This window comes from Fictibacillus halophilus (assembly GCF_016401385.1).
In the GTDB taxonomy this organism is placed as follows: domain Bacteria; phylum Bacillota; class Bacilli; order Bacillales; family Fictibacillaceae; genus Fictibacillus; species Fictibacillus halophilus.
The window spans coordinates 101,530-122,810 of the sequence record NZ_JAEACF010000001.1; the positions used below are offsets into that span (position 1 = coordinate 101,530).

Consider the following 21,281-nt stretch of genomic DNA (forward strand, 5'->3'; position numbering starts at 1 on the left):
TATGAAACTCGTTTCCCTTCATATCTATCACTTCGGTGGTTTAAAGGATTGTAGAATTACCTTTGAAAATAAAGGGCTGCAGGTTCTTTACGGAGAAAACGAAGCAGGAAAAACAACACTGATGGACTTTATTAGATGTATGTTCTATGGTTTTCCTACAAAAAGTCAAAATCAACGCCGTTATGAACCTAAAGACGGAAACAGGATGGGCGGTAAGATCACCGTTCAGCATCATGTACACGGCACATGGACGATTGAGAGAATTGCGCGATCGACTGTAACCGGTGATGTCACGGTTTATGATGAAACTGGTCTCCAGAAAGAATATTCATTTTTGATTCAGTTGTTGGACGGAATGGAACAATCACTGTATACAGGAGCTTTTTGCTTTGGCCTTGATGGATTACAAAAATTAGACAAGTTATCTTCAGAAGAACTCGGTAATTTTCTATTAAGCACGGCTCTCTCAGGTGACCGTGATCTACTAGACATTGAACAGACCTTTGAGAAGAAACAAGCCCTTTTATTTAAAAAGGCAGGTAAAAAACCAATCATTAATGAAAAATTAGAACAGCTATCATCATCAGCAAAATCACTTCAACTCTTAAAAGAAAAAAATGAGAGCTATCAAACGTTAACGAATGAAAAAGCCGGTCAGGAAAAGGATCTAGAAAGAATAAAACAAGAACTTACAGAGATTCAAACAGAACTTTTCTCAAATAAGAGACTGCTGGAATTAAAGCCTGTACTTCAAAAATATAAGCAGCTTGATGTAGAGATAAGCTCTCATGATTCAGAATCATTTCATTTTCCAGAAAACGGACTTTTACAATATGAGGAATGGCGAAAAGAATACTCACGCTTAAAAAGTGAGTTAGCATACACAGATAGCCGTATTCAAAATGCCGAAGCCGAGCTGAGATCCGTGATAAGTAATGAACAAATCATAATGTATGAAAATGAGATTAAACGTTTGTTTAATTATCTTCCTGAATATGAACATCTCTTCAACCAACTTCAAGAGCTTCAACTCCACATACATTCGTTAAGGAATGAAGAAAGTGAGCTCTATGATGAAATCGGTGAGACGTGGACTGAAGAAGAACTTAAAGATCTTTCACTGTCTTTATCTTCTCTTCATCTTTTAGAAGATTTAATCAAGCAGCATGAGCAGAATGAAGATAAAAAGACTAGGTTAGAAGGCGAGCTCGAGGATTCTAGAATAAAACTGGAGCGTTTAGAAGCGGAAGAAGCAAAACAAAAAGCGAACCTGCTATCTGAAGAGGAATATGCAACGTATCAGCACTCAAATCATAATCAAACAAGAAAGCTTCCTTTCTACACAACACTATTACCAATTATATCTTCAGTCTTACTTATGTGGTCGGGCTGGATTTCAAACCATTCGCTAGTCATGTTTGGGGGAGTTCTCCTATTGATTATTTCGCTAGTTTTAAGCGTCTTGTATCTAAAGAAAAATCAGTCAGGGGAAGAAATGCCAAAACACGTACATCATCGATTGTTAGAAGACGAGGTAAAACGGAAACAGTGGCTTGAGCTCTCGCTACAGCTTTCTAACGAAAACAACATCTATGTACAGCTTGCTAAACGGCTAGATTATTTAGAAGTGGAAGAAGCATCTGTCTGGGACCACGCAAAACGATGGGCTTCCGATAACGGGTACAAAGGGAATTTGGATCGTCTTTTCGTATCAGGTTATATGAAACGAGTCCTTCAGCTTAAAAGTTTGTTAAGACAGCGAAATGAAGCAGAAAAAAAAGCGCAGGATATAGCGGTCAAACAGAGTAATTATGAGGAAAAAGCCAGTTCACTATCACTTTCATGGGGAGAAGAATTCCAAGAAGATACGAAAAGCTGGATCAACTCTTGTTATGCCGAATTGGAGAAGCAACTTAAAAATCAATCGCGAGTAGAGCACCTCCAGCAAAACAAAAATGAACTCAATGAGCAAAAGGATGAGCTTGAGAAAAAGATTTCTTTTATAGATGATCAGATTCGCAGTCTATGGGATGTTGCTAAAGTTAGCAACGAGGCTGATTTTTATGTAAAAGGTAAAAACAAGGAACGATTCGGCAAACTAATAGAAGAACGTGAAACGCTTTATAATCAATTAATATCGTTAGGGTTTTCAAAAGATGAAATCGTTGTAATGGCTGAGAAAGTAACGGTGAATTATGATACAACCCTTCATCATATTTCAATCTTGGAAGAACAGGTGCAAGAAAAGCAAAAACGGTACGACGAGAAGGTAGAAGCTAAAGGGAAACTGGATTGGGAATTAACGAAACTGCTTGAAGATGGCAGTTACTCAGAGAACCTACATCGATATGAGATGCTTAAAGAAGAATGGAACACGCTAGTGAAGAAGTGGGCAAGCTTACGTCTTGCACAGCATGCTCTTTCAAAAGTGAAAGAAGATTATCAAAAAACAAAGCTGCCAGCGGTTTTAGAGACTTCAAGTGTTTATTTTAGTAAAATAACAGAAAGTGAATATCAATCTATTGCATTCACAGATAAAAATGAACTAATGGTTGTAAAAGACGGCATAGGGTTTTATCCGCATGAGTTAAGCCGAGGTACTGCTGAACAAGTGTATTTAGCTATCCGATTGGCTGTAGCTTACCATGCAGGACCGAGAGACTTTCCAATATTAATGGACGATATTGCGGTTAACTTTGATGGGGCAAGGACAAAACGAACTTTACAACTGATTCAAGAAGCGGCGATTGATCGGCAGGTGCTGTTTTTTACCTGCCATAAACATATTGCTTCTACCGTCCCATCTGTCCCTGTCATACATTGGCCACACCAGTCTGTTACCGCTGAAATGTAACCAAAGGAGGGGAATGGCTCATGTCAAATGAGTATTCCATTTACTTAGTCGAAGATGAACAAGATCTTGCTCAAGTGCTGAAAGCCTACATGGAAAAAGAAGGTTGGAGCGTATCGGTTTTTCATAATGGAGAAGATGCTTTAAAAAGCGCTGAAGAAAACAAACCGCATCTTTGGATTTTAGATATTATGCTACCAGGTATGGACGGCTATGAAATTATTAAAGAGATCAAAAAGACCTCAGACATCCCTGTTATTTTTGTTTCGGCTCGAGACCAAGACTTGGATCGAATCGTCGGGCTTGAGCTAGGCAGTGATGATTATTTAGCGAAGCCTTTCATGCCGAGAGAGCTCGTGATTCGAGTTAGAAAACTGTTAACGAGAATCTATGAAACCGGTAACCGCTTGCCTCAAACCATTGAAATTACAGGGTATATGATCGATCCGATCTCAAGAAAGATCACACGTGATGGAGAGATGATTAATCTTACTGGAAAAGAGATCGATGTTCTTCTTTATTTGATTGAGAACAAAGGGAAATCTCGTAAGCGAGAAGAGATCCTAGAGTATGTTTGGGGAGACGATTACTTTGGTTCTGAACGTGCAGTGGATGATGTGATCAGACGAGTGCGTAAGAAGATGCCACGATTGAATCTAGAGACCGTTTACGGAGCTGGTTATAGGATCATACCGTCATGATACGCTTAAACCTAACTCAGCGTATATGGCTTTCATTCGGACTGCTGATATTTACGATTGGTCTCTTAACGGCGATCATCTATCCGCTTTCCATTAAAGACACGCTGACTGAAGAAACGTATAGAATCATTGAGAACGAACAGCAGAATGTTTGGGATCCAAACAATCAGCTTCCTAGAGAAGGAGAGTCTCCTACTGATTTTATAGAGAGAAGAAATGCCGCCCGTGATGTTGGACATGTTGTGATTGTTGACAAGTATGCTAACTCACAAGGAGATCCCGTGCCTGAAGAAGTTCTTTATGAGATGGCTGAAAAGGCATACAAACAAAAGAAGAATAAAGGTCGGTACGAGTTAACGTATGAAGATGCCACCTTGTTTTATGCGATCACGACTAAAACAAACGTAAAAGGCGAAAAGGTGTACTTGATTTCCTATATGTGGGACACGTATCGCGATCAAATGGTTAACAGGTTATGGTTAAGGCTCGTTCTCATTTTGTTGTTCACAGGTATATTTTCTATCATCCCTGCGATATGGTTAGCGCGGTATTTACGATCGCCACTCATCATCTTAGGTAAGCGGTTCGAACAGATCGCTAAACGGAACTGGCAGGAGCCGTTTCATTGGAAGGGCGATGATGAATTCTACATTCTTTCCAAACAGTTTGAAGAGATGCGTCAAAACTTGTTAAGACATGATCATGCGCAGAAAACGTTTATTCAGCACGCTTCTCACGAATTAAAGACACCTATTATGACGATTAAGAGCTACGCTCAATCTGTAAAAGATGGCATCATGCCGAAGGATACTACGGAAGATATGATGGACGTTATCTTAAAAGAAACAGATAGAATGGAAAAGCGTGTTCAAAACATGCTGTACTATACAAAGCTTGACGCAATGAAACTCGATGTTCTTACAAAAGAGAATTTCAACTTTGGTGATCTGGCAGAAGATATTGTTGAACGATTTAGATATCAGCGTGAAGATATCAATTTTGAGATTACAGGTAATCATTACAACCTCAATGGCGATCAAGAGCAATGGGGCATCCTGCTTGATAATTTAGTTCAGAATGCATTACGTTATGCACACAAGACCATTCGACTCTCAGCTTTTAATAACGGATCTGAATTTGTTATTGAAGTGTTTAATGATGGAGAACGTCTCACTGGTGTAACAGGAGAAGAGATTTTCCAGCCGTTTCGAAAGGGTAATAAAGGTCAATTTGGACTGGGTCTTGCCATCGTAAAACGAATTGCGGAATTGCATGGAGGAAAAGTAGTAGCTGAAAATAGAGCAGAAGGTGTAGCTTTTCAGATTAAAATTCCTACCACTAACCTTAAAAGAAAAGGTTAGAAGAGAATTATTCACTAGTTGTAAATTTTACAAATAGAGTGTTGCGACAAGTAGTTAAATAGACGGATATGCTATACTAAAGCAAAGAAAGGCGGGGTGAAAGATGAAAAAAGGACTTGCATTTTATAAGGTAGGAGAGATCGTAGATGGTTTCTTTCTTATCAAATCATCTGTTAAAGGAACGGCAAGTAATGGTAAACCATTCTTGACGCTGATCCTTCAAGATCAAACAGGTGATGTGGAGGCAAAACTATGGGATAGTTCACCAGAAGATGAAGAGCTCTACGCAGCTCAAGCTATTGTAAAATTAGCTGGTGAGATGGGGAACTATAGAGGAAAAATGCAGTTGAAACTTAAAGCTATTCGCCCTGCAACGGATCTTGATGGTGTTAAGGTTAGTGATTTTCTCGAAACAGCTCCATTATCTCAAGACGCAATGGTAGAGACGATTACCAAATACATATTTGAGATGAAGAATCCAAATATTCAACGAATCACAAGACACTTACTAAAGAAACATCAAGCTGAATTTCTAGAATATCCTGCAGCGGTTAAAAACCATCATGAGTTTGTCTCAGGTCTTGCTTTTCATGTTGTATCCATGCTAGATATGGCAAAAGCGTTCAGCAAGCTATACCCATCTTTAGATACAGACCTCCTGTATTCAGGAATCATTCTGCATGACCTTGGAAAAGTCATCGAGTTGTCAGGACCAGTAGCTGCGTCTTATACACTCGAAGGAAAGCTGCTCGGTCACATTACAATCATGGTGAACGAGATCGGAAAGGCTGCAGATGAGTTAGAGATCGAAGGAGAAGAAGTAACCGTTCTTCAGCATCTAGTTTTAAGTCACCACAGTAAACCTGAGTGGGGAAGCCCTAAAGCGCCGTTGATTCGTGAAGCAGAGATCCTTCATATGATCGATAATTTTGATGCTAGAATGAATATGATGGACCGGGCCTTAGAAAAAGTACAGCCAGGGGAATTTACGGATAAACAGTTTGCTCTAGAAAATCGATCGTTATACAAGCCCCTTTTCCAAGGGGAGTATGCTAAAAATTAAGGCCCGTTTCTAAAGGGTTTTAGATGTCTTCATTGACAGTTGATTGAAGTGGAAGGTGCGTGACTCCTGGGGGATTAGCGTGACAGGTGAGACACTGTAGGTGCAAAGCACGAAGTGGCTCACCGCACGCCCCCCGGAAAGCGAGCAACCTGAAACGGAAATCAACAACTTACAAGGACACGAAGCACCAATATTAATAAAATTAACCCATTGTGTAAAAATGGGAGATATGTTAAATTTGGAATTGGAAGTCAAGAAACGAAATTTTAGGAGGCAATGACTCATGGAAAGCATTGTTCAAGGTAAGGTAAGAAAGCAAGCTAAATAACGCTAGTCCCATTTGGGAAGGCTTATTTTGCTATGTGATCTACCTGCTTTTGAGCAATCTCTCCATGTGCCATTCCGAGCCTTTTTAACGAAAAGCTTATGGTATGCACATGTAACGGTGTATACTCATAGGCTTTTTTCTATGCTCTTATTGGAAAATTGCTGTATTCACGCTTGCTTGTGAAGGTGACTGCTCAAAAGTTGGATCAGATAAATCAACAGTGTCGGAAATAACAAAAAGGAAGAAGTGGACAGCATGAGATGGAAAGATTGGGATGCTAATCTAAAGGTTCGTTTAATTGGAGAGTTTTTTGTAAATCTATTGTTTTGGATGTTCTTCCCGTTTATGGCGATTTACTTTTCGGATGAAATGGGAAAAACAACAGCTGGTATTTTATTAGTCCTGTCACAAGTTGTCGGTGTCATCACAAACCTTGTAGGTGGCTATTGTGCGGATAAATATGGACGAAAGAAGATGATGGTAATCTCGGCTTGGGGCCAGGCAACAACGTTTATCTTTTTCTGTCTTGCTAACTCACCGTGGATGGATTCGCCAATTTTAACGTTTATTGCGTTTTCAGCGTTAGGATTGTTTGGTTCACTATATTGGCCAGCTAGTCATGCGATGATCGCAGACGTTGTAGAAGAAAAGCATAGAAGTGAAGTGTTTGCAGTGTTTTATACATCGATAAATATATCGGTGGTCTTTGGTCCTGTATTGGGAAGTATCTTCTTTTTCTCTTACCGTTTCGAACTATTGCTTGCGTGTTTACTCGTGAGTGTTGTGTTAGCGGTCGTGTTAGGGAAATACATCCGTGAAACAGTTCCTGTAAAGAAAGAAGTATTAGAACAAGTAGGGACAGATAAAAATTGGTTTCAAGCGATCGGTGAACAATTGAAAGACTATCGAGTGATCGCGAGTGATAAGTTATTTTTGCTCTTTATCTTAGCGGGGATTCTTGTTGCTCAAACTTTCATGCAGATGGATCTGCTTTTAGCTGTTTATACAACGGAAAAAGTACCAGAGCAATCGCTCTTTGCGATTGGAAACTGGGATATTACTTTAACGGGTGAAAAAGTATTTGGTTATTTGATCTCTCTTAACGGATTGATGGTGGCATTATGTACGGTTTGGATGGCAAAATGGATGAATCGATTTAAAGAAGGAAGAGTCTTTATTCTTTCTGCACTTCTATACGGCGTGTCGATGCTCGTGTTCGGAAGTACCACAATGATGTGGATTCTCTTTGGTGCGATGGTTATCTTTACGACCGCTGAGCTGATGGTAGTCGGAATTCAAGAAAGCTTTATTTCTAAGCTTGCACCAGAAAACATGAGAGGGCAGTACTTTGCTGCAGCTGGTCTGCGTTTTACAATAGGACGTACGATCGCACCAATCTCAATTCCTTTAACGATGTGGATTGGTTTTGAAAATACGTTTTATCTTCTTTTTGTATTAGCAGTGATAAGTGCTGGACTCTATTACTTAATGTTCCGAGCGTTTGATAAAAAAGTTCAGTCCAATAAAACTGAAAAAGAAACTAAAGCTGAACCTGCACTTTCATGACATAACTTTTTGTGATCCCTCATAGACTGAATTAAAAGCTTGTCTAAAAAAGGGGGAGTTAATTGATGAAAGGATACGCGGCTTTATTTTTCGGTGCCATACTCATAGCTGCCTTTGTGTTAAAAGAATATTCAGCTGGAGTGGGCAACTTCTTTACTATGACTCCATGGTGGATGTATTTCGTGCTTTGCGGCATTATCTATAGTGGTTATCGGATCGTTACATTGTTTCAAGAAGATCGTGAAATTGAGCAAAGAGTGATAGAAGAAGAAGGCAGAGTATATATGGAGCGTATTGAGAGAGCGAAGGCTCAGGAATCAGCTCAGTCTTCCGCGGAAGATGATGATGCGGAGGATTTAGTTGCAGCAGCAGGGGATGAAGATAATTATAATGATGATTTAAATCGTCTGTAGAATAAGAAGTAAGGAAAAGACCTGCTGTCAGCAGGTCTTTTGACTGTTCTGTCTTTCTAGGGTAGACAGGTTTGGCTGATTTCATCATTTTATATGATAATTAGCGTTTTTTATGTGATGAAGTGTATTTTTTATGTGATTCCCCACAATTTTTATGTGATAAATTCTTATTCTTATGTGATCTGTGAATTTTTCTGTTTTTTTAAGAAAGATATTGCAGCCAACTGTGGTGCAATAGCCTTATGCATAAGTACAAAACAAAAACCAGACCCATTCAAGGGCCTGGTTTTCAACACTCATGCCATTATTGTTGAGGCATTTGTGGCATTTGCGGTTGTTCTGCTTTCATTTCCATTTTCTCTTTTAATTCTTTATCTTTTACTTTAACATCAGCTTTTTTCTTCAGGCTCTCTAAGATCTCAGTGATAGGCTTAGCTTTTTGCTGCTTAAGCTCTTGTTCGATCTGTTCTTTCTTGTCTTCGAACTTGTTTTCACGCTTGTCCGTTACTTTAATGATGTGGTAGCCGTATTCAGACTTAACCAGCTCACTTGTTTTTCCTTTTTCAAGTGTGAAAGCAACTTTATCGAACTCGGGAACCATTGCGCCCTTACCGAAGAAACCAAGGTCTCCGCCTTTTGATTTTGAACCAGGGTCTTTAGAGTACTCTTCTGCTAATTTAGCGAAGTCTCCGCCTTCGTTCAATTTCTTTTGAACTTCTTTTGCCGTCTTCTCATCATCTACAAGAATGTGGCTTGCTTTAACTTCTGTTTTGTATTTTTCTTCAAATGTTTTCTTCATTTCATCTTCAGAAATCTTAACGCCTTCTGTTGCTGCTTTTTCATTTAAAAGCATAGACTTGATGCGTTCTTTTAACTGTTTTTCATCAGATAATCCGTTTTGCTCAAGTGCTTGTTTGAAAGCTTCCTCGCCGCCAAGCTCTTCTTTAATCTTTTCTGTTTCTTTCTCGATCTCTTTGTCCGTTACTTTATATTTATCTTCAAGTACCATTTCGTCGATCATTTGGTTAAGTACTTGGTCACCGTATTGATCCTTCATCTTATTGTAGAATTGCTCTTTCGTAATATCTCCTGCTTTAGATTCTACGATGGCTTCTGAATCAGCACCACCAGCATTATTACAAGCGGATAATGAAATAAGTCCCGCTGTGAGCCCTACTGATAACATCCATTTTTTCATTTTCAAACACTCCTACTGTGAAGTAATAATTTAACAACTCTTACTATAGCATAAACGTTATGGTTATTCCTATTCAATAAATGAAATATGAGAAAATTTACACATTATAAATCCAGTATTTTCGGGTATTACACACGATCTTCATAAAAAAATTTAAAAAACCGGGTCATTCGTCTAATCAAAACAGGGCGTATCACTATATGATATGGAGAAAGAAAAGGGAGGTATGATGATGGGTTACGGTTACGGTCATGGGGGAGGATTTGCATTAATCTTAGTTCTTTTTATCCTTCTCATCATTATTGGAGCTTGTTACTGCTATTGATGGTGAATAGAAATTTAAATTGATTAAAAGGGCGAATGCCTATGCGTGTATAAAGGGTCATGCATAGGATAGTGTACAGAATATCAAAGGAGGTGGCTTTCATGGGTTACGGTGGATACGGGCATGGAAAAGGCTTCGCATTGATTGTTGTGTTGTTTATTCTTTTGATTATCGTAGGTGCTGCATGTTTCTGCTAAAATAAATGACGGCTAAGCAGGACCTTTTCTTTTGAAGGGGAACTGATCAGGCTTGACGTTTATTAGCAGTTTCGTTAATGTGTGTTTTACTACTCTTGATCAAAAGGTGCAGCATGTGTATGGTACGGTTACTCAAGGGGGAAGCATTTTAGGTTCCCCCTTTTATATTTTCTATAGAACGTTTGAAATATAGGATGAAATGAGCAGAATGGTAATAGAAACGTTAATCGTACGATAAGCCGAGTCTTGCTGCTTTGAGGACAAGTTCTTTTTGTCACATAACTTGTGAGTGAGTGAATTAAATACAAATAAAAAGATTGGTGCCAAAAACACGAAGATATAGCCTGCCATATGAAAACCTCCAACATGAACTACTTGTTTAACTTTACCAAAATATGTGGAATATGAATAGGAAAATAACTTCTAAGAGATGAGAGAGGGAGAGAAACTCATGAATAAGTGGAAAACGGCATTTTTTACATTGTTGCTTCTATTTTTAATCATACCGATCGCTATAGCCGTTATGCTTTTTAAAGATCCGGCTGGTGGCCGATTAGATCGCAGTTCACTAGATACAGATATTCGAGATAATCAAAAGCTGTTGAGCATACATACAGAAAAAGAACAGGTGGAGAATCTATTAAATAAGGAACTGCGCAAAAAAGCGCCAGATGTGAACGTTTATGTAAATTTACGAAATGATGAAGCCGTTCTTAACGGATCCTTTATTGCTTTCGATCAAGAGCTTCCTTACCAAGTTACATTCGAACCAGAAGTTCTTGAAAACGGGGATTTGTTATTGAAGGAAAAAGACATGCAAGTGGGGCGTTTTCCGCTACCAGGTGACGAGGTGTTTACACTAATCCAAAAGACCGTTCAGTTTCCTGAGTGGGTAGATGTATATCCGAAAGATGAAAGCATTTTGATGAGAGTGACCGAAATGCCTACAAAGCCCGGCTATGCTGTTAAAGCTGAAGAATTTGATCTCAAGAAAAACTCTATTAAATTGGGAGTCTATACGAAAAATTAGAAAAAAGCGCTTCTACCCTTGGTCGTTAGGGAAGAAGCGCTTTTCTCATTCTTCATCAATTATTCATACCCAAATGGAGAAAGTTGGATTATAATTATTATAGACAGACAATGACTAGAAAGCAGGGTTTTGTATGGAAACGGTGGAAGAACGACTTGAACGACTAGAATTTTATAATCAGCTAACGATTGAGAGTGTCGATCTTACAGCGTATCCGTTTTTTAGACTGGTCATGGAAAAAAAGCTCACCGAGCAGGAAGTGAATAAGGTCTTCCTTCTTTGCGATGAGCTTCAACGAAAATATGAAATGCAGAGTGAAGAAGGCTTTGTGCATTACACACCGCTGTTGTTGCATTTTGCAGGCATGTTAACACCAAAGCTTTCACCGAGAGAAACGATTACTGCATTGCTTCAACAAGAAAAATATATTTCTTTGATGGAGAAGCTTTACGAGTTATCTGTACGTTACGAATGAGAAGAGGCAATTTCCTCAGCTGCTATCACGGGTGATGCAGGCTGATCATCTAATGATGCTTCGATTTTTTCTTCGAGTTTATTGAAAATTGACATAAAGTCATCGCCATATAGATTGCGAATGATCGACATCAATTCAGGAAACTCAGGGAATCTTCCAAATAACTCTTTAATCGGCATAGAAGCACTGAAAACACCAAACTTCGAAGGATCATACGTATTCAAGGTTTGAAGTAAAAGCTCTTCCCCTTTAGGTGTTAGACAAATATATGTATTTCGCTTATCATCTTCTTTTTTAGAAAATGTTAGATAGCCTTGTTCTTCAAGCTTTTTAGAAAAGTTAAAAGCAGTGGATACATGCATAACGCCAAACTTTGCAATATCAGAGATTGATGCACCCTCAAGATGATGAGCAATCCATAGAATATGGTGTTCATTGATGTTTAAACCATAATCCTTAATCCAATTTTGCCAGTCTTTTTCTACACTTTTCCATAAAGCTTTACTAATCTGTGAAAGTTTGTGACTATAGATCATGGCTTCTTGAAAACTATATAATTGATCTTTGTTCATTTTTAAAATGCCCCTCCATCTTATAAAACACATCCTATTCCTCATTATGCCAGTATTTCCTATAATAAGAAAGTAAAATTTTTCAATTTTTCCTTATTTTTTAGTAAAATAGTTATATAACTTTTAGCTGATATGGTGTTGAAGTAAGTGTTCTCACACATTCGGAAGTATAGATAAAAAAAATTCTCCGAAAGGGAGAATTTTTTTGGGATTATTTAATTTCTTGCTCCATTTCTTCGGGTGCATCTTCAATTGTCGAAGCTGCAGTTTCTTGTAGTGCTTCTTCTTTTTCTTTATTCGCAAATCTGATTTTTGCTCTAAGCTGAATGCCATCACGCTTGATGCTTGAGAACGTCGATTTCATTTTATCCATATTTACTTTAAGATCTTTTCTTACTTCTTTACCTGCTTTAGGTGTTGAAAGTAAAGTAGCTGCTGCTGTAACCACCGTTCCTAATGCGAAACCTACTACCATGGATTTTTGTTTAGACATCTTATAATTCCTCCTCATTCTTTTATTATCTAATGAATTCGTGAATTTCTCTTATATTCCTATGAAAAATAATGACGAATATAAAAATATTTCCCGATAGATTTCGTCATGTTTGGACAACTAAGATCATACCTTACAAGAACAGTCGAAATTTGAAAACATAGATGTGACGGGCAATTGAGTGAAATAGAGATACAATGCGTGCCACAATAAAAAAATGCCATACTTGTCTAAAACAGAAGATATTTGACTGACTTTGGAGAAAGATAATATAAAATAAATGAAAAGCAAAAAAAGGTTCATAATTGACGAAGAGGTTTAAAAGAGGGTATACATAATAAAAAGAATGGAGGGATATGGGTTGAAACAAAACACAATCGGCAACTACTTTAATAAGATGAAGGAAAAAGCGAATGCTGTGCTCGAAAGTTCTACTCAAACGGGTGAGCTCGTTACAGAAGCTGAGAAAAAAAGTTCGCAACCAGATAAACAAGGTTTAAGTAACCTAGGCTCTCAAGTAAAAGCGTTAGTTCGAATGGTAAAGTCATATAAAAGAGGCGACTATCGTGATGTCTCTAAAAAATCTTTAGTATTAGTGGTCGCAGGTCTTCTGTATTTTGTAAGTCCTATTGATGCAGTTCCTGATTTTCTGATTGGAGCAGGACTATTGGATGATGCTACCGTCCTAGCTTTTATTTTTTCAACGTTATCATCTGAGATTTCAGCTTTTCAGGCATGGGAAGAGGAAAAAGAAGAAGAGGATAAATATGTAAAGCCAACTCCATAGTAGGAGCTGGCTTTTTTATATTACTGTTTTTATGAATTTGATTAAGCTGTTAAATTCGATCTTTTAGATAATCGTTCTGCGATCGGGTAGATAAAGAACATGATCAAACCGCTAACAATGCTAGTTGGAACAACGATCATTCCAATAAAGCTAAGTAATGTACCAGGTAATCCAGCTACGAGCATCGCTACCATTAGGAACAGTGTACCGCTGATAATCGTTCCGACTACCGTTAGAAGAACGGCGCTTATCGCATTTACTTTTACTTTTTTTGCTAGTAAGAACAAAGCCAAAAAGATAAAAGCTGTTATGGGCTTTTCAACAATATTGGCGATCTGTCCGCCGGCCATACCTGTTGTTAGCGCTGAAATAACACCAGCTGCCATACTTGCAATGATCACGTTTTGTTTTGTAGGTGATAGCATTATGGCTAAAAACATCATCACGAGTAATAAATCAGGTTTCATCCCAAAAAATAATGGGGGTACGACTGTGTGAAACACATACCCTAATGCAATAAGTACAGATGTTAAAGCTAATGATTTGGTATTCGTATTCATTTTCTCATCTCTCCTCAGCTAATCTTAGCCTAATTTCTTTCCATTAGTGCCCTCTTGGCCTAATGCGAAAGTACCTTTATGTTAACAGATGTACGTACAACTGAAAAGGTTTATAAACTACTTTCCGTATTTTTCCTGAAAATGTATCATGAACTGAGCCAGACTATCACATGAATCTTGAGGTACTGCATTATAAATAGAAGCTCGGAAACCGCCAACCGATCGATGTCCTTTTAATCCGTAAATTCCGTTTGCTTCACTTTCTTTAATAAACTGCTTTTCCAGTTCATCATTAGGAAGAGTGAATGTAATATTCATGTTCGAACGTGATTCAGGTGTCGCATAGCCATTATAAAAGCCTTTGCTTTTATCAATCGTGTCGTAGATGACTCCAGCTTTATTGTGATTTCTCTTTTCCATTTCAATGACACCACCAGACCTTTCTACCCAACCTAGTACAAGGTTTAGTAAATAGATGGAATATACAGGGGGTGTGTTGTAGAGAGAGTTGTTTTTTGCATGAACAGAATACGACAAGATGGATGGAACAGATTTGTTTTCCTGTAGCAGATCTTTTCGAATGATGACTGCCGTCACTCCTGAAGGTCCAAGGTTTTTTTGTGCACCTGCATAGATTAATCCATAATTTTCAACTGAGATAGGTCGGCTCATAATATCGCTAGACATGTCAGCTACAAGATTTTGATGCGTAAAAGCATGTAAATCTGGCCATTGTGTGCCATAAATCGTGTTGTTAGATGTAATATGAAGATAAGCGTCATTTTCACTGGAAACATAATTCGTTTCAGGAAGGGTGCGATACTCGGATTCCTTACCTGTGATGGCTGCTTCACACGAGCCGATTTTTTGAGCTTCTTTATAGGCTTTTTCAGACCATGCCCCTGTGAGCACATATTTTGCTGTTTTTCCACCTTGAATAAAATTCATCGGAATCATGGCGAATTGTAGACTTGCTCCACCTTGTAAGAACAATACTTCATGTGTATCCGGTATATCGAGCAAACGTTTCATACGCGTTTTTGCTTGCTCGTGGATGCCTTCATATTCTGAACCCCTGTGGCTATGCTCCATGATATTTAATCCAGTACCAAGAAAGTCATCCCATTCTTCCTTTGCTTGCTGCATAACCTCTTTAGGCAATGTTGTTGGTCCCGCTTGAAAATAGATGCGTGTCATCGTTCTCCTCCTTATAAAATTACGCTGTTTTAGTAAACTCTTAGAGCAATTGAAAGTTGTTGATTTCCGTTACAGGTGCTTCGCTTTCCGCGGGGCGACCGGTGAGCCCCTTGCCGCTTTGCGCCTTTAAGGGTCTCACCTGACCGCTCGTCCCGCAGGAGTCTCACACCTTACACTACAATCAACATTTCAATGATGTCTTATAACCAAAAATCTTTTTTAAATATTGCGAAACAAAAAAAGAATATGAAAAAACTGCCCAGTTTTAAAAAAAAGGCAGTTTTAATATGTAACGTTAGTTTTTAACGTTTTCTTTAATATTTTGAGCGATTTCGCTCATTTCATCGGCAGGGGTATCCTGTGTTTTCCAGACCGCACCAAAACCGTCTCCGGATCCATAGCGAGGGATAAAGTGCATATGATAGTGGAAAACAGATTGTCCAGCTGCTTCACCGTTGTTGTTTAAGATATTCAGACCAATCGGGTTAAACGTTTGTTTAATTCCTGAGGCAATTTTAGGCACGACAGAATAAAGTTTCGCTGCTGTTTCCGCAGGCAGTTCAAAAATATCTGTAGAGTGCTCTTTAGGAATGATTAGCGTATGTCCTTTTGTGACCTGACTGATGTCTAAGAAAGCTAGAACGTTCTCGTCTTCGTACACTTTGTAGCAAGGAATTTCACCCGCAACAATTTTACAAAAAATGCAGTTTGAATCGTGGGACAAGTGGCTCACCTCATTTTTTTCTTATCATATCACACATGATCAACCTAAAAAATAAGGTATTCTTTTTATCTTATTAAAAGGCTCTTTTCTATAGGGATAGTGGCTTTTGAATGTTTTATTATTTTTTTCATTGACAGGTTGATTGGAAAGCGAGCAGTCAGGAACGGAAATCAACACTTCCAAAAGTAACAAAGTTTACGAAAACAGGTAATAAAAAAGAAGGGTCCTATTCAAAAAATAGAACCCTTCTTCTTATAGAGGTTAGAGAAGAAAGGAGAACACGAAAACAAAACAATACGATTTTTTAGCCATGCACCTCAATATTAAGAATTTGTAATTGCTCAAGCACTAAATAGTCCAAGAGAACCATCTCCTTAAAGAAAAGCATATCTGAAAAAATCTAATACCTTGCATCTTTCTCCCTGAAGAAGGGGGGATACCTTCTTCCCTCTTATCTTGTCCATGAAGTCTTACTTGTTATACATATAAAATTGGTAAAGGAAACGTGAATTACGCTATTATAAGAAAAGAATGACAAAAAGGAGGATTCTCCGTGAAAAAAAGACAACTTATATTAACAATGACACTTGGTGTTAGTTTCCTCATCTCAGGCTGCGGCAATAAATCAGAAGATGAGCATAAAAACCACCAAGAGGAATCAAGTGCTAAACAAGAGGCGTCTCATGAAGGACATGGAAATCATTTGCCGAACGGTGATATTCAAGAACTTACTGCTTCAATGGATGTATTACCCGGCTTCTTAGACAAACAACCTGATGAAATTTCCACCATATATGCAGAAGTTCCTAAATATAAGGAGCTGCTAGAATCAATGCCTTGTTTTTGCGGATGTGGTGATTCTGCGGGTCATAAAAACAACTATGATTGTTTCGTCTCAGAAAACAAAGAAGATGGAAAAATCGTTTGGGACGATCATGGTACAAAATGTGGTACGTGTTTAGAAATCGCTGCGATCAGCATGAGTGCTTCTGCTGATGGAAAGACGCACTTTGAAATCAGAAAGATGATCGATGAAAAATATAAAGAAGGATTTGCAGAGCCAACTCCAACACCAATGCCTGCCTCATAAGGTGTAAAACGAGAAAAATGGCAAACAATAATGAAAATGCTGGATTGCAGAAGGAGGTACTGTATGAAACCAATCCTTGAAGTTACGGATCTAACAGGGGGGTATCTACCTAATCAGCCTGTTATTCATCACTTAGATTTCACGGTGAAAGAAAATGAGATAGTAGGATTGATCGGTTTGAATGGGGCCGGTAAAAGTACAACCATTAAACATGTGCTAGGCCTTATGGAACCCATGTCAGGCACTTCTAAAATCGAAGGGCAGACGTTTAGAGAAGAACCAGAAAATTATCGAAGTCAGTTTACTTACATACCTGAGATGCCGATTCTCTATGAAGAACTAACATTATGGGAACATCTAGAACTAACAGCAATGGCATACGGACTTGAAGAACAAACCTTTTTAACACGTGTCCGCCCATTACTTGAAGAGTTTCGCATGGATAACAAGATCAAATGGTTTCCGAGTCAGTTTTCCAAAGGAATGAAGCAAAAAGTAATGATTCTTTGTGCATTGCTGGTGGAACCTAAGCTATATATTGTGGATGAACCCTTTGTTGGTCTTGATCCATTAGGTATTCAATCGTTTCTAGAGTATATGGTTAAATTTAGAAATAACGGCGCTGGCGTTTTAATGTCGACTCACATTTTGTCCACGGCAGAAAGATATTGTGATCGCTTTTTAATCATGCATGAAGGAAAGCTGGTGTTAAGCGGAACGTTAGAGGAATTACGCGTAACAAGCGGGCTGGAGAATGCGACGTTAGATGAGATCTATCTCTATGTAGCAAGAGGTAAAGTCACATGATTGATGTAAAAAAATTATGGACAAAACGACGCAATGCTCACGTTACACAAACGCTGAAATACTTTAGTTTAATGGCAAACAGCGGACTGATTGTTTCCTTAATTTTGCTCATCGTCATCGGAAGTGTGTATTATGCAAAGCTTCTTCAAGCTCTTCCTGAAAATTTCCCTGCTGTCTTTATTTTAACGATCATCTTTTCAATCTGGTTGACCAAAAGCTCAATTCGTACATTGTTAAAAGAAGGAGATCTCGTATTTTTACTTCCTGTAGAATCGGGCATGAAACAATATTTCTCAAAAGCGATCTCGTCTGCCACAGCAACTGGCGCATTTTCGACTCTATTTATTTTTACGTTGCTATGGCCGATCGTCCAAGTTTTTATCCATGATGGATGGAAGATGTATGTCACGTTTGGATTCTTTTTGATCGCAGCAAAAGTATTTAACATATATGTATCGTGGGAAGAAAGAAGGCTGCCTTACAAAAGTCATCAAACGAACTATAGAATCATAAGGTTCATCGTAAACTTTGTTTATTCCTATCTTCTCTTTAATGAAGCTTACCTCTTCTTAATCGCAATTTTTGCGATCATGTACGTATTAAAGAACTTTGTTTTCGGCGTCTTTAAAAAACAGCATGGTTATCAGTGGGAATTGTTGTTAGCCGAGGAGCAGTCTTTAAAAATGAAAGGGTACCGACTCGTCAATTATTTTACGGATGTTCCAGCGCTAAAGCAGACCGTACATAAGCGACCGTGGTTGAACAGCTTAGCAAGTTTCTCATTTAAAAAGAAGAACGCACTTTCTGCTCTGTATATGAAGACATTCTTGCGTTCAGGGGACTATCTGGGCCTTTATGTACGATTGATCTTGATCGGATTTTTGTTCATTTATTTAATTCCTGCAGGATGGTGGCAGTTGATCGTCGTGTTCTTGTTCTTTCAAATGTTTGCCCTACAATTATTCACACTTTACACACAGTATAGATGGAATGTTGTATTCATGATTTATCCCATCAAACAAGAAATAAGAGTAAAAGCCTTTCAAAATTGGCTGAAATATTTGCTGATCATACAAGGGGTACTCTATGGCCTATTTTATGGATTGCTTTCCGGAGACTGGCTGATCGCGATCCTTATGCCCGTAGCAGCAATTCTTTACAGCATAGTACGACTGCCTAGTATGACAAAAAAACATATCACGTTGACTTCCTAGCTCTTTATGGGCTGGGAAGTTTTTTTGTAATCAGATTTTGGGCATCTTTCATAGCTTATGCATATAAGTTTTATGGAAGGGAGCGGGTCTCATGAATACTTATGGATTAACAGGACGGATTGTAACACCGGGAAATCCTGACTATGACCTGGCACGAGAAGAGTTCAATACTCGTTTTAACTTATTTCCTTTGATAATCAATTTTTGTGCAACTACTAAGGATGTTTCAAACGCAATCCGGTGGGCAAGAAAGAAGAATGTTAAGTTTCGGATTCGTACAGGAAGGCATAGTTATGAAGCTTATTCATCATTAAATGGCGGTTTAGTGATCGACATCAGCGATATGAATGAAGTAAAGGTGGATCGCAAAACAAAAACCGCCGTACTTGGTGCAGGTTCATTGCTTTTCCCACTATATGAAAAATTGTATGAAGAAGGTTTCACGATCCCAGGAGGTACTTGTCCATCAGTAGGACTCTCAGGCTTAACGCTCGGTGGAGGGTGGGGGATGTTAACCCGTCCTTATGGCATGCTGATCGATCAGCTTCTTGAGCTGGAGATGGTAGATGCAAACGGAAAGATTATCATAGCCAATAAGTATAAGAACGCTGATTTATTTTGGGCATCAAGAGGGGGTGGGGGTGGAAACTTTGGTGTGGTTACATCATTTCGTTTTCAAGTTGTTCCCGTTGATGAAGTTGCCATCTTTAAAATTACTTGGGACTTTAAAGGATTTGAAAAAGTCGTGGATTCATGGCAAAAATGGGCTCCTTACACAGACGATAGATTAACAGCCATTATTGATCTTCTAACAAAAGACATAGGTGAGCTGCGTGCATTAGGTGAATTCCTTGGCAGTACGGATGAACTGAAAAAGTTACTTAAGCCCCTTTTAACCGCATATCCGCCTAAGGAAATGGAAGTTAAGAGCGTACCATATATCGATGCTGTTAAGATATTTGGAGGAATGATGCCTAATATGATGGAGTACGCTGTTAACCACGGTGATCCTGATGCGCATCCTTTTAAGAATACAGGTGCGTTTGCGAGTATGCAGTTACCGATAAGAGCGATAAAAAAACTGAAAGAATTTCTATCAAAATCACCTAGTATTGATAATAAAGTGCAGCTGCAAGCCCTATCGGGAAAAGCAGCTTGTATAGGACCGACTGAAACGGCTTATGTTCATAGAGAAGCATTGTTCAGCTTGTTATATATCACTAAGTGGCAGAATGAAAATGAAGCAAACATAAATACACGGTGGGTAGAAAGTTTAAGGAATTCTTTACTTCCTTATGCAGATGGAGCTTATGTAAATTTTCATGATAATTGTATTAAGAATTGGCTTGAACAATGTTACTTTGTTAACTTGCCTCGCTTAATTGAGGTGAAAACAAAATATGATCCTGAAAACGTGTTTAAGTTTCCATTAGGTATTCCAACTGCAAATATTAATCTTTAAGATGTAAAAACAATGTGAGGGCATAATATCGAAACTAAGATCACACTATTACCGTATAGATGGAAGATGGAGGGAGGTAGGTAGATGATGAACACTTATGAAGAACAAGTACTAACAGAACTTAAAAAATGGGAAACTGAAATGTGCAAACGGCCCTCGCTATGGAATAAAACAACGAAATCTCTTCAAACGAAGATCAATGAAAAAATACCGCAAAAAGTGCATGATGTCATGACATCAAGTATGAAACATATGATTAAAGCTACTTTAATCGGTTCTGAATATACGACTAAAAAAACGTTTAAGTTTACAGCAGATTTACGAGAGCGTGATTATAAATTTGAAGATCGGCTTTCTTTTTACAAAAGAACAGCAGCGATAGAAGGAGCGGGAACAGGTGCTGGTGGCATTTTGCTCGGCATTGCAGATTTTCCCTTATTGTTAGGAATCAAAATGAAGTTTTTATTTGAAGCAGCAAGTATTTATGGATTGGATGTTAGAGACTACAAAGAACGGATCTTTATTCTTCATGTATTTCGGCTTGCTTTTTCTGATCCACACAAACGAGAAGAGGCATTTCAAAGGGTTATCTCATGGAAAGAGACAATTCAAGAATTTCCTGAGTCTCCTGAATCAATCAACCAAATGAATTGGCAAGAACTGCAACAAGACTATCGAGATCATATCGATCTAATAAAAATGCTTCAGATGGTTCCAGGATTAGGAGCCATTGTTGGGGCATATGCGAACTATCATTTTCTTGATGATTTAGGTCATGTGGCAAAAAATTGTTTTAGATGGCGTTTACTAACAGATGAAAAAAAGAAGAGGATTATACAAAACAAGCACCCGCAATAAATTGCGGGT

The 21,281-nt window shown here is 38.4% G+C and carries 23 protein-coding genes; 16 read left to right on the plus strand and 7 right to left on the minus strand.

The window, feature by feature from the left end:
* Position 1 precedes the first annotated feature (1 nt).
* The 6 genes from I5J82_RS00610 (at position 2) to I5J82_RS00635 (ending at position 8,283) form a co-directional block, all read left to right on the plus strand.
* Positions 2-2,854 carry an ATP-binding protein gene (locus tag I5J82_RS00610; RefSeq protein ID WP_198766209.1) on the plus strand — a complete coding sequence of 951 codons (2,853 nt, stop codon included), beginning with the start codon at positions 2-4 and terminating at the stop codon, positions 2,852-2,854.
* A 20-nt stretch (positions 2,855-2,874) separates the two neighbouring features.
* Positions 2,875-3,552, plus strand: coding sequence for a response regulator transcription factor (locus I5J82_RS00615; RefSeq protein ID WP_198766210.1), 678 nt, complete (start codon positions 2,875-2,877; stop codon positions 3,550-3,552).
* Entirely contained in the window at positions 3,549-4,913 is a 1,365-nt protein-coding gene (locus I5J82_RS00620) for a sensor histidine kinase (protein ID WP_198766211.1), read from the plus strand. The genes I5J82_RS00615 and I5J82_RS00620 overlap by 4 nt, the downstream gene beginning before the upstream one ends.
* Positions 4,914-5,016: 103 nt before the next feature.
* Positions 5,017-5,976, plus strand: coding sequence for a 3'-5' exoribonuclease YhaM (yhaM, locus tag I5J82_RS00625; protein ID WP_198766212.1), 960 nt, complete (start codon positions 5,017-5,019; stop codon positions 5,974-5,976).
* A gap of 583 nt (positions 5,977-6,559) precedes the next feature.
* Entirely contained in the window at positions 6,560-7,870 is a 1,311-nt protein-coding gene (locus I5J82_RS00630; protein ID WP_198766213.1) for an MDR family MFS transporter, read from the plus strand.
* A gap of 65 nt (positions 7,871-7,935) precedes the next feature.
* Positions 7,936-8,283 carry a sporulation YhaL family protein gene (locus I5J82_RS00635; RefSeq protein ID WP_233096370.1) on the plus strand — a complete coding sequence of 116 codons (348 nt, stop codon included), beginning with the start codon at positions 7,936-7,938 and terminating at the stop codon, positions 8,281-8,283.
* 304 nt (positions 8,284-8,587) lie between these two features.
* On the opposite strand, the gene I5J82_RS00640 is transcribed toward I5J82_RS00635, so the two are convergent.
* Positions 8,588-9,481 carry a peptidylprolyl isomerase gene (locus tag I5J82_RS00640; protein ID WP_198766214.1) on the minus strand — a complete coding sequence of 298 codons (894 nt, stop codon included), beginning with the start codon at positions 9,479-9,481 and terminating at the stop codon, positions 8,588-8,590.
* Positions 9,482-9,710: 229 nt separating this feature from the next.
* Between I5J82_RS00640 and I5J82_RS00645 the strand changes: the two genes are divergently transcribed.
* Together I5J82_RS00645 and I5J82_RS00650 are read left to right on the plus strand one after the other, a co-directional pair.
* Positions 9,711-9,806 carry a YjcZ family sporulation protein gene (locus I5J82_RS00645; RefSeq protein ID WP_198766215.1) on the plus strand — a complete coding sequence of 32 codons (96 nt, stop codon included), beginning with the start codon at positions 9,711-9,713 and terminating at the stop codon, positions 9,804-9,806.
* A 101-nt stretch (positions 9,807-9,907) separates the two neighbouring features.
* The gene (locus I5J82_RS00650) at positions 9,908-10,003 is read left to right on the plus strand and encodes a YjcZ family sporulation protein (RefSeq protein WP_082861266.1); all 96 of its coding nucleotides are present in this window, start codon (positions 9,908-9,910) and stop codon (positions 10,001-10,003) included.
* 171 nt (positions 10,004-10,174) lie between these two features.
* On the opposite strand, the gene I5J82_RS00655 is transcribed toward I5J82_RS00650, so the two are convergent.
* Positions 10,175-10,354: a hypothetical protein gene (locus I5J82_RS00655; protein ID WP_198766216.1), complete on the minus strand. Its 180-nt coding sequence runs from the start codon at positions 10,352-10,354 to the stop codon at positions 10,175-10,177.
* 100 nt (positions 10,355-10,454) lie between these two features.
* On the opposite strand from I5J82_RS00655, the gene I5J82_RS00660 reads away from it, so the two are divergent.
* On the plus strand, positions 10,455-11,033 hold the full coding sequence (locus I5J82_RS00660) for a YpmS family protein (protein ID WP_198766217.1): 579 nt from the start codon (positions 10,455-10,457) through the stop codon (positions 11,031-11,033).
* 133 nt (positions 11,034-11,166) lie between these two features.
* On the plus strand, positions 11,167-11,508 hold the full coding sequence (locus I5J82_RS00665; RefSeq protein WP_137790539.1) for a DUF1878 family protein: 342 nt from the start codon (positions 11,167-11,169) through the stop codon (positions 11,506-11,508).
* Here the strand turns inward: I5J82_RS00665 and I5J82_RS00670 are convergent.
* Together I5J82_RS00670 and I5J82_RS00675 are read right to left on the minus strand one after the other, a co-directional pair.
* A complete protein-coding gene (locus I5J82_RS00670; RefSeq protein WP_066391382.1) occupies positions 11,499-12,080 on the minus strand; it encodes an HTH-type transcriptional regulator Hpr in 582 nt (193 codons plus the stop codon). The genes I5J82_RS00665 and I5J82_RS00670 overlap by 10 nt on opposite strands.
* Before the next feature lie 211 nt (positions 12,081-12,291).
* The gene (locus tag I5J82_RS00675) at positions 12,292-12,573 is read right to left on the minus strand and encodes a YtxH domain-containing protein (protein WP_198766218.1); all 282 of its coding nucleotides are present in this window, start codon (positions 12,571-12,573) and stop codon (positions 12,292-12,294) included.
* A 361-nt stretch (positions 12,574-12,934) separates the two neighbouring features.
* On the opposite strand from I5J82_RS00675, the gene I5J82_RS00680 reads away from it, so the two are divergent.
* Positions 12,935-13,360 (plus strand): YkvA family protein, encoded by a 426-nt coding sequence (locus tag I5J82_RS00680; RefSeq protein ID WP_198766219.1) that lies wholly within the window; start codon positions 12,935-12,937, stop codon positions 13,358-13,360.
* Positions 13,361-13,401: 41 nt separating this feature from the next.
* Here I5J82_RS00680 and I5J82_RS00685 read toward each other — a convergent pair whose 3' ends face one another.
* The 3 genes from I5J82_RS00685 to I5J82_RS00695 all read right to left on the minus strand — a co-directional run bounded on the left by I5J82_RS00685 (position 13,402) and on the right by I5J82_RS00695 (position 15,841).
* Complete coding sequence (locus I5J82_RS00685; protein WP_137790535.1) at positions 13,402-13,920, minus strand: tryptophan transporter; 519 nt, start codon at positions 13,918-13,920, stop codon at positions 13,402-13,404.
* A gap of 117 nt (positions 13,921-14,037) precedes the next feature.
* Positions 14,038-15,117, minus strand: coding sequence for a phosphoserine transaminase (gene serC, locus I5J82_RS00690; RefSeq protein WP_198766220.1), 1,080 nt, complete (start codon positions 15,115-15,117; stop codon positions 14,038-14,040).
* Positions 15,118-15,412: 295 nt separating this feature from the next.
* Positions 15,413-15,841 (minus strand): HIT family protein, encoded by a 429-nt coding sequence (locus I5J82_RS00695; protein ID WP_198766221.1) that lies wholly within the window; start codon positions 15,839-15,841, stop codon positions 15,413-15,415.
* Between the two features lie 553 nt (positions 15,842-16,394).
* Here I5J82_RS00695 and I5J82_RS00700 point away from each other — a divergent pair.
* The 5 genes from I5J82_RS00700 (at position 16,395) to I5J82_RS00720 (ending at position 21,272) form a co-directional block, all read left to right on the plus strand.
* Entirely contained in the window at positions 16,395-16,931 is a 537-nt protein-coding gene (locus I5J82_RS00700; protein ID WP_332873614.1) for a PCYCGC motif-containing (lipo)protein, read from the plus strand.
* A gap of 63 nt (positions 16,932-16,994) precedes the next feature.
* Positions 16,995-17,738, plus strand: coding sequence for an ABC transporter ATP-binding protein (locus I5J82_RS00705; RefSeq protein ID WP_198766222.1), 744 nt, complete (start codon positions 16,995-16,997; stop codon positions 17,736-17,738).
* Positions 17,735-18,952 (plus strand): ABC transporter permease, encoded by a 1,218-nt coding sequence (locus tag I5J82_RS00710; protein ID WP_198766223.1) that lies wholly within the window; start codon positions 17,735-17,737, stop codon positions 18,950-18,952. Before I5J82_RS00705 ends, I5J82_RS00710 begins: the two co-directional genes overlap by 4 nt.
* A 91-nt stretch (positions 18,953-19,043) precedes the next feature.
* Positions 19,044-20,414 (plus strand): FAD-binding oxidoreductase, encoded by a 1,371-nt coding sequence (locus I5J82_RS00715; RefSeq protein WP_198766224.1) that lies wholly within the window; start codon positions 19,044-19,046, stop codon positions 20,412-20,414.
* Between the two features lie 84 nt (positions 20,415-20,498).
* Entirely contained in the window at positions 20,499-21,272 is a 774-nt protein-coding gene (locus I5J82_RS00720; RefSeq protein WP_332873615.1) for an EcsC family protein, read from the plus strand.
* Positions 21,273-21,281: the final 9 nt, after the last annotated feature.